This window comes from Streptomyces sp. NPDC049813 (assembly GCF_044465085.1).
Taxonomy (GTDB): Bacteria; Actinomycetota; Actinomycetes; order Streptomycetales; family Streptomycetaceae; genus Streptomyces.
In genome coordinates this window covers 1-14,226 of record NZ_JBITLI010000016.1, presented here as the reverse complement: position 1 = coordinate 14,226, position 14,226 = coordinate 1, and the positions used below count along the sequence as shown (strand labels likewise).

General features: G+C 71.5%; 10 protein-coding genes and 1 tRNA gene. 4 read left to right on the top strand and 7 right to left on the bottom strand.

Features of this window, described 5'->3' with window-relative positions; translation table 11 throughout:
- Positions 1-9 precede the first annotated feature (9 nt).
- Positions 10-666 carry an ANTAR domain-containing response regulator gene (locus ACIBW6_RS27900; RefSeq protein WP_399064278.1) on the bottom strand — a complete coding sequence of 219 codons (657 nt, stop codon included), beginning with the start codon at positions 664-666 and terminating at the stop codon, positions 10-12.
- A gap of 105 nt (positions 667-771) precedes the next feature.
- On the opposite strand from ACIBW6_RS27900, the gene ACIBW6_RS27895 reads away from it, so the two are divergent.
- Positions 772-846: transfer RNA gene (locus tag ACIBW6_RS27895), tRNA-Leu, on the top strand.
- 104 nt (positions 847-950) lie between these two features.
- The gene (locus ACIBW6_RS27890; protein WP_399064276.1) at positions 951-1,739 is read left to right on the top strand and encodes a helix-turn-helix domain-containing protein; all 789 of its coding nucleotides are present in this window, start codon (positions 951-953) and stop codon (positions 1,737-1,739) included.
- 7 nt (positions 1,740-1,746) lie between these two features.
- Here ACIBW6_RS27890 and pyk read toward each other — a convergent pair whose 3' ends face one another.
- The gene (pyk, locus tag ACIBW6_RS27885; protein WP_399064275.1) at positions 1,747-3,183 is read right to left on the bottom strand and encodes a pyruvate kinase; all 1,437 of its coding nucleotides are present in this window, start codon (positions 3,181-3,183) and stop codon (positions 1,747-1,749) included.
- Between the two features lie 281 nt (positions 3,184-3,464).
- On the opposite strand from pyk, the gene ACIBW6_RS27880 reads away from it, so the two are divergent.
- Positions 3,465-5,276, top strand: a complete 1,812-nt coding sequence (locus ACIBW6_RS27880; RefSeq protein WP_399064273.1) for a bifunctional metallophosphatase/5'-nucleotidase — start codon at positions 3,465-3,467, stop codon at positions 5,274-5,276.
- A 12-nt stretch (positions 5,277-5,288) separates the two neighbouring features.
- On the opposite strand, the gene ACIBW6_RS27875 is transcribed toward ACIBW6_RS27880, so the two are convergent.
- The 5 genes from ACIBW6_RS27875 to ACIBW6_RS27855 all read right to left on the bottom strand — a co-directional run bounded on the left by ACIBW6_RS27875 (position 5,289) and on the right by ACIBW6_RS27855 (position 12,219).
- Positions 5,289-6,722 carry a lysine N(6)-hydroxylase/L-ornithine N(5)-oxygenase family protein gene (locus tag ACIBW6_RS27875; RefSeq protein WP_399064271.1) on the bottom strand — a complete coding sequence of 478 codons (1,434 nt, stop codon included), beginning with the start codon at positions 6,720-6,722 and terminating at the stop codon, positions 5,289-5,291.
- Positions 6,719-8,116 carry a pyridoxal phosphate-dependent decarboxylase family protein gene (locus tag ACIBW6_RS27870; RefSeq protein WP_399064269.1) on the bottom strand — a complete coding sequence of 466 codons (1,398 nt, stop codon included), beginning with the start codon at positions 8,114-8,116 and terminating at the stop codon, positions 6,719-6,721. The genes ACIBW6_RS27875 and ACIBW6_RS27870 overlap by 4 nt, the downstream gene beginning before the upstream one ends.
- 197 nt (positions 8,117-8,313) lie before the next feature.
- Complete coding sequence (pepN, locus tag ACIBW6_RS27865; RefSeq protein ID WP_399064267.1) at positions 8,314-10,842, bottom strand: aminopeptidase N; 2,529 nt, start codon at positions 10,840-10,842, stop codon at positions 8,314-8,316.
- 141 nt (positions 10,843-10,983) lie between these two features.
- A complete protein-coding gene (locus tag ACIBW6_RS27860; protein WP_399064265.1) occupies positions 10,984-11,325 on the bottom strand; it encodes a chorismate mutase in 342 nt (113 codons plus the stop codon).
- 6 nt (positions 11,326-11,331) lie between these two features.
- Positions 11,332-12,219 (bottom strand): helix-turn-helix domain-containing protein, encoded by an 888-nt coding sequence (locus ACIBW6_RS27855; protein WP_399064263.1) that lies wholly within the window; start codon positions 12,217-12,219, stop codon positions 11,332-11,334.
- Positions 12,220-12,356: 137 nt separating this feature from the next.
- Here ACIBW6_RS27855 and ACIBW6_RS27850 point away from each other — a divergent pair, with 137 nt between their 5' ends.
- Entirely contained in the window at positions 12,357-14,099 is a 1,743-nt protein-coding gene (locus ACIBW6_RS27850) for a beta-galactosidase family protein (RefSeq protein WP_399064261.1), read from the top strand.
- Positions 14,100-14,226 lie beyond the last annotated feature (127 nt).

Below are 14,226 nucleotides of genomic sequence, written 5' to 3'. Positions count from 1 at the left end.
TCCGGGCGGTCAGCCCTTCGACGCCTTCTTCTCCTCGGCGTCCTCGATGACCGCCTCAGCGACCTGCTGCATGGAGAGCCGGCGGTCCATCGACGTCTTCTGGATCCACCGGAACGCCGCCGGCTCCGTCAGCCCGTACACCGTCTGGAGCACCGACTTCGCCCGGTCCACCAGCTTGCGCGTCTCCAGTCGCTGCGTGAGGTCCGCGACCTCCCGCTCCAGCGTCTTCAGCTCCGTGAACCGCGACACCGCCATCTCGATCGCCGGCACCACGTCACTCTTGCTGAACGGCTTCACCAGGTACGCCATCGCACCCGCGTCCCGCGCCCGCTCCACCAGGTCGCGCTGCGAGAACGCGGTCAGCATCAGCACCGGGGCGATCGACTCCCCGGCGATCTTCTCCGCCGCGCTGATGCCGTCCATCTTCGGCATCTTCACGTCGAGGATCACCAGGTCGGGCTTGTGCTCGCGGGCCAGCTCGACGGCCTGCTCCCCGTCGCCGGCCTCGCCCACGACGGAGTAGCCCTCCTCCTCCAGCATCTCTTTGAGATCGAGGCGGATCAGGGCCTCGTCCTCGGCGATGACGACGCGGGTCGTCAGCGGCGGGACGTGCGACTTGTCGTCGTCGACGGCGGCTACGGGCTCGGGCGACTCGGGGGCGGTCACGGGGCGCTCCTTGGTTATGCAGGGCGGGGGTACTGCTCCCAAGAGCCTACCTAGCTGCGGTAAGGTAGTGCGCCGTGGGGGTGCTCACCACCCTTTCTTTCTAAGGCCCCAGTACTCCAACCGGTTAGAGAGGCCGCTCTCAAACAGCGGACAGTGTGGGTTCGAATCCCACCTGGGGCACTTATCCTTGGATTCCAAGGGAGCCTCTCGAAGCGGATGCTCACGTTCGCGTGATCTTCCGCCTTTCTCATGCCGCACGCCGTATAGCTATGCAGAGTGATTGCATGAACTTTCACGGCGTGGAAATACGGCAACGGGCGCTCACCCTGCTGCGAGGGGGCGCCAAGAACGCGGACGTGGCCCGGGCGCTCAACATCCCGCTCGGCACGATCAGCTATTGGAAGCACATGGACCGCGCCAAGCGTGGGGAGTGTCCCCGACGCCGTGATCCAAAGTGCCCGCGCTGCGATGGACGCGCCCTGGACCCGGCCTCGTACTCCTACCTGCTCGGCCAATACCTCGGCGACGGTCACATCAGCCACTACTCACAGCACCGCGTGCCAAGCCTCGTGATCGCCGCCGCCGACGCGTGGCCGGAGGTCGCCAACGAGACCGAGGCAGCCATGCGCGCCGTATTCCCCGCCAACGGCGTACACCGCCTCCAGCGCACCGGGTGCCAGAACATCAAGCTCTACTCAAAGCACCTGCCCTGCCTCTTCCCCCAGCACGGCCCCGGCAAGAAGCACGACCGCAAGATCGCCCTCGCCCCCTGGCAGCAAGAGATCGTGGACGCCCGCCCGTGGGAGTTCATCCGCGGGCTCATCCACTCCGACGGGTGCCGGATCACGAACTGGACGACCCAGCTCGTCGGCGGCGAGCGCAAGCGCTACGAGTATCCGCGGTACTTCTTCACCAACAAGTCGGACTGCATCCGGCAGCTCTACACCGGCACCCTCGACAGGCTGGGCGTCAGCTGGACCCACTGCACCCGGCACGGGAACCCGTACAACATCTCCGTGGCCCGCAAGGCGGACGTCGCCCTGCTGGATCTGTACGTAGGCCCGAAATACTGACCCCGCGCTACTTGGGGCTGTCGTCCTCGCCGATGTGGTGGATGCGGACCAGGTTCGTGGAGCCGGCGACCCCGGGCGGGGAGCCCGCCGTGATGACGACGACGTCGCCCTTCTTGCAGCGGCCGATCTTGAGCAGCTCCTCGTCGACCTGGGCGACCATCGCGTCCGTGGAGTCGACGTGCGGGCCGAGGAAGGTCTCGACGCCCCACGTGAGGTTGAGCTGGGCACGGGTGGCGGTGTCGGGGGTGAAGGCGAGGAGCGGGATCGGGGAGCGGTAGCGGGAGAGGCGCTTGACGGTGTCGCCGGACTGGGTGAAGGCGACGAGGAACTTGGCGCCGAGGAAGTCGCCCATCTCGGCGGCGGCGCGGGCGACGGCGCCGCCCTGGGTGCGGGGCTTGTTGCGTTCGGTGAGGGGCGGGAGGCCCTTGGCGAGGATGTCCTCCTCGGCCGCTTCAACGATGCGGCCCATGGTCTTGACGGTCTCGATGGGGTATTTGCCGACGCTGGTCTCGCCGGAGAGCATGACGGCGTCGGTGCCGTCGATGATGGCGTTGGCGACGTCGCTGGCCTCGGCGCGGGTGGGGCGCGAGTTGTCGATCATCGAGTCGAGCATCTGGGTGGCGACGATGACGGGCTTGGCGTTGCGCTTGGCGAGCTTGATGGCGCGCTTCTGCACGATGGGGACCTGTTCGAGGGGCATCTCGACGCCGAGGTCGCCGCGGGCGACCATGATGCCGTCGAAGGCGGCGACGATGTCGTCGATCGCGTCGACGGCCTGCGGCTTCTCGACCTTGGCGATGACCGGGAGGCGGCGGCCTTCCTCGGTCATGATGCGGTGGACGTCCTCGATGTCGCGTCCGCTGCGCACGAAGGAGAGCGCGATGACGTCGGCTCCGGTGCGCAGGGCCCAGCGGAGGTCCGCTTCGTCCTTGTCGCTGAGGGCGGGGACGGAGACGGCGACGCCGGGGAGGTTGAGGCCCTTGTGGTCGGAGACCATGCCGCCCTCGACGACGCGGGTGCACACGCGGGGCCCGTCGACCCCGGTGACTTCGAGGCTGACCTTGCCGTCGTCGACGAGGATGCGTTCGCCGGGGGTGACGTCGGCGGCGAGGCCGTCGTAGGTGGTGCCGCAGCTCTGGCGGTCGCCTTCGACGCCGGGCTCGACGGTGATGGTGAACTCGTCGCCCCGTTCAAGTAGTACGGGGCCTTCGCTGAAGCGGCCGAGGCGGATCTTCGGGCCTTGAAGGTCGGCGAGGATGCCGACGCTGCGGCCGGTCTCGTCGGCGGCCTTGCGCACGCGGTGGTAGCGCTCCTCGTGCTCGGCGTAGGTGCCGTGGCTGAGGTTGAAGCGGGCTACGTCCATTCCGGCTTCGACGAGTGCCTTGATCTGCTCGTACGAGTCGGTGGCGGGGCCCAGGGTACAGACGATCTTTGCTCGGCGCATGGTCCGAGCCTAGGCCTTACCGGCGGGTAGAGAATTGGCCGGGGGTGACTACTCAACAACCTTTGTATGAAGGGCTATTGACAAAGGGCACTGGCTTTTGAATTTGCGCGCGTGGGCGCTCTGATGAGCGGAGATATGCCGTGGCGCGTCGACGTCCGGTCATCGGATCGCAACCTGCGGGGGGTGTTGCGGCGGGTGGGTCCTGCGCCAGAATCTACGCGCGTTACAGGTGTGTTGTCCGTATCGCTCGCAGCCAGTGGTGCCCCCCGAGGAGTACAGAGATGCCGTTGAACCGCAGAAGGTTTCTGGGACAGTCCGCCGCGACGGGGGCGGGGGTGGCGCTGACGGGTGCCGCGGTCGCGCCGTCCGCCGGGGCCGCGCAGCGGGGTCACGGCCACGGGCACGACCGGCGCAAGCGGTACTCCTTCACCGTGATGGGCACGACCGATCTGCACGGTCATGTCTTCAACTGGGACTACTACAAGGACGCCGCGTACACGGACGCGGCGGGCAACGCGCAGGGCCTGTCGCGGATCTCGACGCTGGTGAAGCAGGTGCGCGAGGAGAAGGGGCGGGGCAACACGCTGCTCATCGACGCGGGTGACACGATCCAGGGCACCCCGCTGACGTACTACTTCGCGCGGGTGGAGCCGATCACCGCCGAGGGCGGCCCGGTGCATCCGATGGCGCAGGCGATGAACGCGATCGGGTACGACGCGGCGGCGCTCGGCAACCACGAGTTCAACTACGGCATCGACACGCTGCGCAAGTTCGAGTCGCAGCTGCGTTTCCCGCTGCTCGGCGCCAACGCGGTGGACGCGAGGACGGAGAAGCCGGCGTTCCGCCCGTACGTGATCAAGAAGTTGCGGACGCCGCACGGCCGGGACGTGAAGGTGGCGATCCTGGGGCTGACGAACCCGGGGATCGCGATCTGGGACAAGGCGTACGTGCAGGGCAAGCTGAAGTTCCCGGGGATCGAGGAGCAGGCCGCGCTGTGGGTGCCGAAGCTGCGGTCGATGGGTGCGGACGTGGTGATCGTGTCGGCGCACACGGGTGCGTCGGGCACGTCGTCGTGGGGCGATCAGCTGCCGTACGTGGAGAACGCGGCGGCGAACGTGGCGGCGAAGGTGCCGGGGATCGACGCGATCCTGGTCGGGCACGCGCATGTGGAGATCGAGCAGCAGGTGGTGACGAACGAGCGGACGGGGAAGCCGGTCGTGCTGGCGGAGCCGTTGTGTTTCGCGGAGCGGCTGGCGCTGTTCGACTTCGATCTGGTGTGGGAGAAGGGCCGTTGGTCGGTGGCCTCGGTGCGGTCGAAGCTGCTGGACTCGGCGTCGGTGGCGGACGATCCGAAGATCACGAAGCTGCTGGCGGACGAGCACGCGCTGGTCGTGAAGTACGTGAACCAGGTGGTGGGGCGGGCGACCACGACGCTGACCACGGTGGACGCGCGGTACAAGGACGCGCCGATCATCGATCTGATCAACAAGGTGCAGACGGATGTGGTGGCGGAGGCGTTGAAGTCGACGCAGTACGCGTCGCTGCCGGTGCTGTCGCAGGCGTCGCCGTTCTCGCGGACGTCGGAGATTCCGGCGGGTGAGGTCACGATCCGTGATCTGTCGGGTCTGTACGTGTACGACAACACGCTGGTGGCGAAGGTGCTGACGGGTGCGCAGGTGCGGGCGTACCTGGAGTTCTCGGCGCAGTACTTCGTGCGGACGGCGGCGGGTGCGCCGGTGGACGTGGAGAAGCTGACGAACGCGGAGAACCGGCCGGACTACAACTACGACTACGTGTCGGGGCTGACGTACGACATCGACATCGCGCAGCCTGCGGGGTCGCGGATCAAGAACCTGAAGTTCGGTGGTGCGGAGCTGGACGACGCGGCGCAGTTCGTGTTCGCGGTGAACAACTACCGGGCCAATGGCGGGGGTGCGTTCCCGCATGTGGCGTCGGCGCCGGAGGTGTGGTCGGAGTCGACGGAGATCCGGACGCGGATCGCGGAGTGGGTGACGGCGAAGGGCGTGCTGGATCCGGCTGACTTCGCGTCGGTGGACTGGCGGCTGACGCGGGAGGGGACGCCGGTCTTCTAGGTCCTGGCGGCGTCAGCCCTGGAGTTCGACGAGTGGGCCGCGCCTTTCTGCCTGGTGTCCGGGGCGGGGGGCGCGGTGGTCGTGGGGGGTGAGGCCGAAGGTGGTGAAGGCGGTGCGGCGGGGCTGGGGGTAGGGCTCCTTGCCGGTGAGGGTGTTGAGGATGGTGGCGCTGCGCCAGGCGGCGAGGCCGAGGTCGGGGGCGCCGACGCCGTGGGTGTGGCGTTCGGCGTTCTGGACGTAGACGGAGCCCTGGACGGTCTTGTCGAGGACGAGGCGGAACTGTTCGTCGATGCGGGGGCGTTCGGCGTTGTCGCGGCGGAGGTAGGGGTCGAGGCCGCTGAGGAGCTGGTCGAGGGGGCGTTCCTGGTAGCCGGTGGCGAGGACGACGGCGTCGGTGGTGAGGCGGGAGCGGGTGCCCTGGCGGCGGTGTTCGAGGTGGAGTTCGACCTTGGTCGTGGCGACGCGGCCGGCGGTGCGGACGCTGACGCCGGGGGTGAGGGTGGCGTCGGGCCAGCCGCCGTGCAGGGTGCGGCGGTAGAGCTCCTCGTGGATGGCGGCGATGGTGTCGGCGTCGATGCCCTTGTGGAGCTGCCACTGGGCGGGGACGAGCCGGTCGCGCTCGGTCTCGGGGAGGTGGTGGAAGTAGTGGGTGTAGTCGGGGGTGAAGTGTTCGAGGCCGAGTTTGCTGTACTCCATGGGGGCGAAGGCCTCGGTGCGGGCGAGCCAGTGGATCTTCTCGTGGCCCGCGGGGCGGGCGCGGAGCAGGTCGAGGAAGATCTCGGCGCCTGACTGGCCGGAGCCGATGACGGTGATGTGGTCGGCGGTGAGCAGGTCGGCGCGGTGGGTGAGGTAGTCGGCGGAGTGGATGACGGGGACGGCGGGGGCGGCGACGAGGGGCCGCAGGGGTTCGGGGACGTAGGGCTCGGTGCCGACGCCGAGGGCGATGTGCCGGGTGTAGGTGCGGCCGAGGGCTTCGGCCTGGCCGTCGGCGTCGAGGCGGGTGTGGTCGACTTCGAACAGGGCGCGTTCGTGGTTCCAGCGGATGGTGTCGGCCTGGTGGGAGAAGTGCAGGCCGGGGAGGTTCTCGCTGACCCAGCGGCAGTAGGCGTCGTACTCGCTGCGCTGGATGTGGAAGTGCTCGGCGAAGTAGAAGGGGAAGAGGCGGCCGCGGGCCTTGAGGTAGTTGAGGAAGGACCAGTGGCTGGTGGGGTCGGCGAGGGTGACGAGGTCGGCGAGGAAGGGGACCTGGAGGGTGGCGCCGTCGATGAGGAGGCCGGGGTGCCAGTGGAAGGCGGGGCGCTGGTCGTAGAAGGCGGTGTCGAGTTCGGTGAGGGGGTGGGCGAGGGCGGCGAGGGAGAGGTTGAAGGGGCCGATGCCGATGCCGACGAGGTCGCGGGGTGCTTCGGGGGGCCGGGTGGGGCGCGGGGCGGTGGGCACGGCGGTCATCGGGGGGTGTGTCCTTCCACCAGTTTCAGCAGGGCGGCGAGGTCGCCGGGGTCGGTGTGCGGGTTGAGCAGGGTGGCTTTGAGCCAGAGCTCGTTGTCGTCGGTGCGGGCGCGGCCGAGGACGGCGCGGCCTTCGGTGAGCAGGGTGCGGCGGATGGCGGCGAGGGTCGTCGCGTCGGCGCCGCGGGGCCGGAAGAGGACGGTGGAGAGGGTGGGGGTGTCGTAGAGCTCGAAGGCGGGGTGCTCGTCGACGAGCCGGGCGAGGTGGTGGGCGAGGGCGACGACCTGGTCGGTGAGGGCGCCGAGTCCGGTGCGGCCGAGGGCTTTGAGGGTGACGGCGATCTTGAGGATGTCGGGGCGGCGGGTGGTGCGCAGGGAGCGGCCGAGGAGGTCGGGGAGGCCGGCTTCGGTGTCGTCGTCGGCGTTGAGGTAGTCGGCCTGGTAGGTGAGGGCGGTGACGTCGGGGGCGCTGCGGACGGCGAGGAGTCCGGCGGCGACGGGCTGCCAGCCGAGTTTGTGCAGGTCGAGGGTGACGGTGTGGGCACGGTCGAGGCCGTCGAGGAGGGGGCGGTGGCGGGCGCTGAAGAGGAGGCCCGCGCCGTAGGCGGCGTCGATGTGCAGGCGCGCGCCGTGGCGTTCGCAGACGTCGGCGATCTCGGGGAGCGGGTCGATGAGGCCGGCGTCGGTGGTGCCGGCGGTGGCGGCGACGAGTTTGGCGCCGGGCAGGTCGCTGAGGGCGTCGTCGAGGGCGGCGGGGTCGAGGGTGCCGGTGGGGGCGGGCACGGTGACGGGGTCGGGCAGGCCGTAGAGCCAGGTGGCGCGGGCGAGGCTGTGGTGGGCGTTGGTGCCGACGAGGAGGTGGAGGGGGCCGGGTCCCGGGGTGGTCTCGCGGGCGAGGAGGACGGCGAGCTGGTTGGCTTCGGTGCCGCCGGTGGTGACGAGGGCGTCGGCCGGGTGCGGGGGGTGGGGGTCGGCGTAGACCTCGTGGGCGAGGGCGGTGGTGACGAGGGTTTCGAGGGCGGAGGCGGCGGGGGCCTGGTCCCAGGAGTCCATGGAGGGGTTGAGGGCGCTCGCGGCGAGGTCGGCGGCGGTGGCGACGGCGAGCGGGGGGCAGTGCAGGTGGGCGGCGCAGAGGGGGTCGGCGGGGTCGGCGGCGCCTTCGGTGAGGGCGGTGACGAGGGTGCGCAGGGCGTCGTCGGCGCCGGTGCCGTGGTCGGGCAGGAGGGTGCCGGCGCGGTCGCGGAGGCGGGCGGCGACGGTGTCGGGGCCGCCGGCGGGGAGGGGCCCCGCGCGGCGGGTGGCGCCGTCGTGGAGTGCGTCGAGGACGGTGGCGAGCAGGGGCCGCAGGGCGTCGGGGCCGCGGGTGCCTCCGGCGAGGGGCGGGGGGCTGCTCATGGGCGTCCTTCGGGTCTGGGGACGGGCGCGGGCCGGGGGGCCGTTGTGTGACCAGTCTTGGACGCCGGGAGGGGGTGTCCTGGGCGAATGCGGCAGGACGACCCGAAAGTGGTATTCCAGTGCGGGGTTGGGTGGTTGGTGGTGTATAACGCGGCCCGTGCCCCCGGTGGCGGGGGCACGGGCCGGTCGGGGCGGGGTCAGTGGTGCGGGGTGGTGCGGACCTTCAGGGCGCGGGCGAGGTCGTCGAGTTCGTCGGCGAGTCTGCGGCGCAGGGCGGGGGTGGGGGCGCCTTCGGTGAGGCACTTCTCGCCGAGGCGCAGGGTGTCGTCGTCGACGGCGTGGGCGGGGAAGGCGTGACGGCCGGCGGCCGCGGCGATGGCGGGGCCGCGGCGGTCGGCGAGGGCGGGGGCGTCGGTGAAGTAGCGGGGGACGTAGCGGCGCAGCAGGTCGCTCTGTTCGGGCTGCCAGAAGCCCTGGGCGGTGGCGGTGAAGAGGTAGTTGGAGAGTTCGCGGTCGGGGTCGGTGGTGAACAGGGCGTCCCATGCGGCTTGTTTGGCCTGGGGGTCGGGGAGGGCGGCGCGGCAGCGGGCGGCGCCTTCCTGGCCGGTGGCGCTGGGGTCGTGGGCGAGTTCGGCGTCGATGACGGCGTCGTCGATGGCGCCGAGGACGCTCAGGCGGCCGAGGATGCGCCAGCGCAGTTCGGGGTCGAGGTCGGGGCCGTCGGGGACGGCGCCGGAGTCGAGCCAGCCGCGGACGGGGTCGGGGTGCTGGGCGGTGTCGATGAGGTGGCGTACGGCGGTGAGGCGCAGGCCGGGGGCGGTGCCGTCGGCGGTGCGGTGCAGCAGGTCGGTGCAGAGGGCGGTGAGGAGGGTGAGGGCGGCGGGGCGGTCCTCGGGGGTGCTGTAGCGGTCGGCGATCTGGGTGTGGGCGAAGGTGAGGACGCCCTGGACGAGGGCGAGGTCGCGCTCCTCGGGGAGGTGGGCGGCGGCGGTCTCCAGGTAGGCGGCGGGTTCCAGGTCGCCGTCGCGGACCATGTCGCGCAGGGCGTTCCACAGGACGGTGCGGGTGAGGGCGTCGGGGATGCCGGAGATGCCGCGCAGGGCGGCTTCTTCGGTGGCGGGGTCGAGGCGGAGCTTGGCGTAGGTGAGGTCCTGGTCGTTGGGGACGACGAGGGCGGGGCGGGGGCCGGCGAAGGTGCGGGGTCCGCTCTGGGGCACGTCGAGGTCGACGCGGTCGCGCAGGACGAAGGTGTGGGCGGCGGCGGGGTCGCGGTCGTAGAGGCCGACGGCGATGCGGTGGGGGCGGCTGCCCCGGTGGGCGACGGTGAGGTTCCACGAGCCCGGGGCGTCCGGGGTCTCCGGGGTGTCGGTCACGGTCGTGGTGAGGGTGTCGACGCCGGTGGTGCGCAGCCAGGCGTCGGCCCAGGCGTGGACGTCGCGGCCGGTGCCGGCGGCTCCCGCGGCCAGGGAGTCGAGGAAGTCGGCGAGGGTGGCGTTGGCGAACTTGTGGCGCTGGAAGTGGGTGTTGATGCCGGCCAGGAAGTGTTCCTCGCCGAGCCAGGTGACGAGCTGGCGCAGGGCGGAGGCGCCCTTGGCGTAGGAGATGCCGTCGAAGTTGAGGAGGGCGGAGGCGGTGTCGGGGACGGCTTCGGGGGCGACGGGGTGGGTGGAGGGGCGCTGGTCGGCGTCGTAGCCCCAGGATTTGCGGGCGATGCCGAAGTCGACCCAGGTGTCGGTGTGGCGGGTGGCCTCGGTGAGGGTCTGGTAGCCCATGTACTCGGCGAACGACTCGTTGAGCCAGATGTCGTCCCACCATTGCAGGGTGACGAGGTCGCCGAACCACATGTGGGCCATCTCGTGGGAGATGACCATGGCGCGGGTCTGGCGCTCGGTGTCGGTGACGGCGGAGCGGTAGACGAACTCGTCGCGGAAGGTGACGAGCCCGGGGTTCTCCATGGCGCCGGCGTTGAACTCGGGGACGAACGCCTGGTCGTAGGAGTCGAAGGGGTAGGGCTCGGTGAACTTCTCGTGGTAGCGGTCGAAGCAGGCGCGGGTGATGTCGAGGAGTTCGCCGGCGTCGGCGTCGAGGTGGGGTGCGAGGGAGCGGCGGCAGTGCAGGCCGAAGGGCAGGCCGCGGTGTTCGGTGCGGACGGAGTGCCAGGGGCCCGCGGCGACGGCGATCAGGTAGGTGGAGAGCAGCGGGGTGGTGGCGGCCTGCCAGCGGCCTTCTCCGAGGTGTTCGGTGACGCTGTTGGCGAGGACGCTCCAGCCGTCGGGGGCGGTGACGGTGAGGTCGAAGCGGGCCTTGAGGTCGGGCTGGTCGAAGGCGGCGAAGACGCGCTGGACGTCCTCCATGAACAGCTGGGTGTAGACGTAGGTCTCGCCGTCGGTGGGGTCGGTGAAGCGGTGCATGCCCTCGCCGGTGTGCGAGTAGCGCATGCGTGCGTCGACGCGGAGTTCGTGGGGGCCCGCGGTGAGGCCGGTGAGCGGCAGCCGGTTGCCGGTGAGGGCGGCGGGGTCGAGGGGCCGGCCGTCGAGGGTGGCGGAGCGCAGCTCGGCGGGTTTGAGCTCGACGAAGGTGTCGCCCGGGGTGTGGGCGGTGAACCGGATCTCGGCGCGGGAGTCGAAGGTGTCGGCGCCGCGGGTGAGGTCGAGGTCGACGGTGTAGTGCTCGACGTCGATGAGCCTGGCTCGGGTCTGCGCTTCGTCGCGTGTCAGTACGGGCATGGGCCCTATGGTGCCGGATGCCGTGCGCCCCGCCAGGGGCGCGGGGAACCGCGCGACCGGCCACGACGGAGCGTCAGTGGGCGACGAGAGCGATCGGCATGCGGCGCGCGGGTCACGGGGCTCTGCCCCGGACCCCGCTCCTCAATCGCCGGAGGGGCTTGAATTGGCCGCGATCTGCTCGTGGTGGCGGATGACCTCGCTGATGATGAAGTTGAGGAACTTCTCGGCGAACGCCGGGTCGAGCTTGGCGTTCTCGGCGAGCTGGCGCAGGCGTTCGATCTGGCGGGCCTCGCGGGCCGGGTCGGCCGGGGGCAGGGCGTGCTGGGCCTTGAGGTGGCCGACCTGCTGGGTGCATTTGAAGCGCTCGGCGAGCATGTGGACGACGGCGGCGTCGATGTTGTCGATGCTGTCGCGGAGGCGGCCGAGTTCGGCGCGGATCGCCGGGTCGACTTCCGGCTGCGGGGCGGACGTGCTGGTGGTCATGGAGAGTCAGCCTACGTGGAGCATGGGCGGGTCGTCGGGGTCGGGGATGCGGTCGGACCAGCCGCCGGGGACGGCGCGGCCCTGTTGCTCGCGGAAGCGGACGGGGGCGGTGCCGACGCGGCGGGTGAAGAGGCGGGAGAAGTAGGCGGGGTCGTCGTAGCCGACGCGGCGGGCGACGGCGGCGACGGGCAGTTCGGTGGCGGCGAGGAGTTCCTTGGCGCGGCCGAGGCGGATGCCGAGGAGGTAGTCCTTGGGGCTGCACCCGGCGCCGCGGCGGACGGCGGTGCGCAGTTCGGCGGGGGTCATGCCGTGCCGGGCGGCGTGTTCGGCGACGGACAGCGGCTGGAAGGCGTCGCGGGCCAGGGCGTGCAGGACGGGGTCGCCGTCGGGGGCCATGTCGGCGCGGGCGCGGCGCAGGGCGACGAGGAGTTCGTGGACGGCGGCGCCGGTCTCGACGTCGAGGAGGGGATTGCCGCGGCGGGCCGCGCGGGCGATGCGGCCGACGGCGGCGCGGGCGGGGGCGGCGTCGGAGAGCGGCACGAGGGGGCGGTCGGGCTCGATGTAGCCGAGTTCGGTGTAGGTGGTGGTGGCGGGGCCGGTGAAGTCGACGAAGCACTCGTCCCAGCCGGTGGCGGGGTCGGCGCCGTAGTGGTGGGGGCGGTTCGGGGTGAGCCAGAGCAGGGCGGGGGCGGTGACGGGGGCGCGGCGGCCGTCGGCGTGCTCGAACCAGCCGCTGCCCGCGGTGACGACGACGGCGACGTGGTGGTCGAGGGTGCGGGGGCCGACGGGGGGCAGCAGCCCGTGCTGGAGGCCGACGCCGAGGCAGACCAGGCCGAGGCGGTGGTGGACGGGGCTGGGTGTGAAGTACCGCATCCAGGTGTGGTACGTGGACATGTGTCCCCTCCCGTGGTGTTTCGTGGGGGTGTCCCCGTCCAACACCAGCCGATCTTTGTCCATGGACCCCGTCGCCCGCCAGAGGTGACAGTGGCGGCCGGTGGGTGAGGCGCGCATCAGGCACGGAGGAGCACGTGATGGCCGAGTTCAGGGTGGGCGAGCACGATTTCGAGGTGGACGGCCGGCCGGTGCGACTGCTGTCGGGGGCGCTGCACTACTTCCGGGTGCACGAGGGGCAGTGGGCGCACCGGTTGCGGATGCTGCGGGCGATGGGCCTGAACTGCGTGGAGACGTACGTGCCGTGGAACCTGCACGAGCCGCGGCCCGGTGCGGTGCGGGACGTGGCGGCGGTGGGCCGGTTCCTGGACGCGGCACGGGAGGCGGGGCTGTGGGTGATCGTCCGGCCCGGGCCCTACATGTGCGCCGAGTGGGAGAACGGGGGGCTGCCGCACTGGGTGACGGGACCGTTGGGGGCGCGGATCCGGACCCGGGACGCGGAGTACCTGGGATGGGTGCGGCGCTGGTTCGAGGTGCTGCTGCCGCAGGTGGTGGAGCGGCAGATCGACCGGGGCGGGCCGGTGGTCATGGTGCAGGTGGAGAACGAGTACGGCAGTTACGGCTCGGACGGCCGCTACTTGCGGGCCGTCGCCGACCTCCTGGTCGAACTCGGGGTGAGCGTGCCGCTGTTCACGTCGGACGGGCCCGAGGACCACATGCTGACGGGCGGCAGCGTGCCCGGTGTCCTCGCCACGGCCAACTTCGGCTCGCACGCGCGCGAGGCCTTCGCGACGCTGCGCGCGCACCGGCCGTCGGGGCCGCTGATGTGCATGGAATTCTGGTGCGGCTGGTTCGACCACTGGGGTGCCGAGCACGTCGTACGGGATCCGGCGGACGCGGCGCGGGCGCTGCGGGAGATCCTGGAGTGCGGGGCGTCGGTCAACCTGTACATGGCGCACGGCGGGACGAGTTTCGGGGGCTGGGCGGGGGCGAACCGGGGCGGGCCGCTGCACGACGGGCCGCTGGAGCCGGACGTCACGTCGTACGACTATGACGCGCCGGTCGACGAGTTCGGCCGGCCGACGGAGAAGTTCTGGCTGTTCCGTGAGGTCCTCGCGGCGTACGCGGACGGTCCGCTGCCGCCGGTGCCGGAGCCGCCCGCGGTGCTCGCGGCGCCGGTCACGGCGGCGCTGACGTCGTGCACCGCGCTGGAGGACGTGCTGGCGGCGCTCGGTGGCCCGGAGTCGGTGCACGCGGTGCCGCCGACGTTCGAGGAGCTGGACGTGGACCGGGGTCTTGTGCGGTACGCCGTGACGGTGCCCGGGCCGCGGCAGCCGTATCCGTTGCGGGCGAGCGGGCTGCGGGACATCGCGGTCGTGTACGTCGACGGGGAGCGGGCCGGGGTCCTCACGGAGGAGGAGCCGGTGCTGCCCGAGCCGGTCGCGGGGCACGCGCGCGTGGAGCTGTGGGTGGAGTCGCTGGGGCGGGTCAACTACGGGCCGCGCACGGGCGAGCCGAAGGGGATCACGGGCGGGCTGCTGCACGAGCGGCAGTATCTGCACGGGGTGCGGGCGCGGGGGTTGCGGCTGGACGCGGTGACGCCTTCGGCGGTGGCGGGGCTGGGGTCGCAGGCCGCTGCCCCGGGTGGGCGGGGGTTGTACCGGGGGTGCTTCGAGGTGTCCGGGGCGGGGGACGCTTCGCTGGAGCCGGCCGGGTGGGGGCGGGGGTTCGTGTGGGTGAACGGGTTCTGCCTGGGGCGGTACTGGGGTGCTGGGCCGCAGGGGGCGCTGTATGTGCCGGGGCCCGTGCTGCGGGAGGGTATGAACGAGGTCTGGGTGCTGGAGCTCGACCGGGCCGGGGGGCTTGAGGTGCGGCTGTCTTGAACGGGTGCCCCCCCCGGTCAACCCGTCTTCGTCTGCGGGCCGGTGGGGCTTCTCGCGCAGTTCCCCGCGCCCCTGAGGTGCGCACTGCGTGCGCTACCTCATCGCGCCCCTGGGGCTGCGGCGAAGC

Bases quoted from the DNA above. Each gene is read 5' to 3' on its own strand.
- ACIBW6_RS27875 (WP_399064271.1), bottom strand. From the start codon at position 6,722: ATGACCGCCGTGCCCACCGCCCCGCGCCCCACCCGGCCCCCCGAAGCA.
- ACIBW6_RS27850 (WP_399064261.1), top strand. From the start codon at position 12,357: ATGGCCGAGTTCAGGGTGGGCGAGCACGATTTCGAGGTGGACGGCCGG.
- ACIBW6_RS27860 (WP_399064265.1), bottom strand. From the start codon at position 11,325: ATGACCACCAGCACGTCCGCCCCGCAGCCGGAAGTCGACCCGGCGATC.
- pepN (WP_399064267.1), bottom strand. From the start codon at position 10,842: ATGCCCGTACTGACACGCGACGAAGCGCAGACCCGAGCCAGGCTCATC.
- ACIBW6_RS27855 (WP_399064263.1), bottom strand. From the start codon at position 12,219: ATGTCCACGTACCACACCTGGATGCGGTACTTCACACCCAGCCCCGTC.
- pyk (WP_399064275.1), bottom strand. From the start codon at position 3,183: ATGCGCCGAGCAAAGATCGTCTGTACCCTGGGCCCCGCCACCGACTCG.
- ACIBW6_RS27890 (WP_399064276.1), top strand. From the start codon at position 951: ATGAACTTTCACGGCGTGGAAATACGGCAACGGGCGCTCACCCTGCTG.
- ACIBW6_RS27880 (WP_399064273.1), top strand. From the start codon at position 3,465: ATGCCGTTGAACCGCAGAAGGTTTCTGGGACAGTCCGCCGCGACGGGG.
- ACIBW6_RS27870 (WP_399064269.1), bottom strand. From the start codon at position 8,116: ATGAGCAGCCCCCCGCCCCTCGCCGGAGGCACCCGCGGCCCCGACGCC.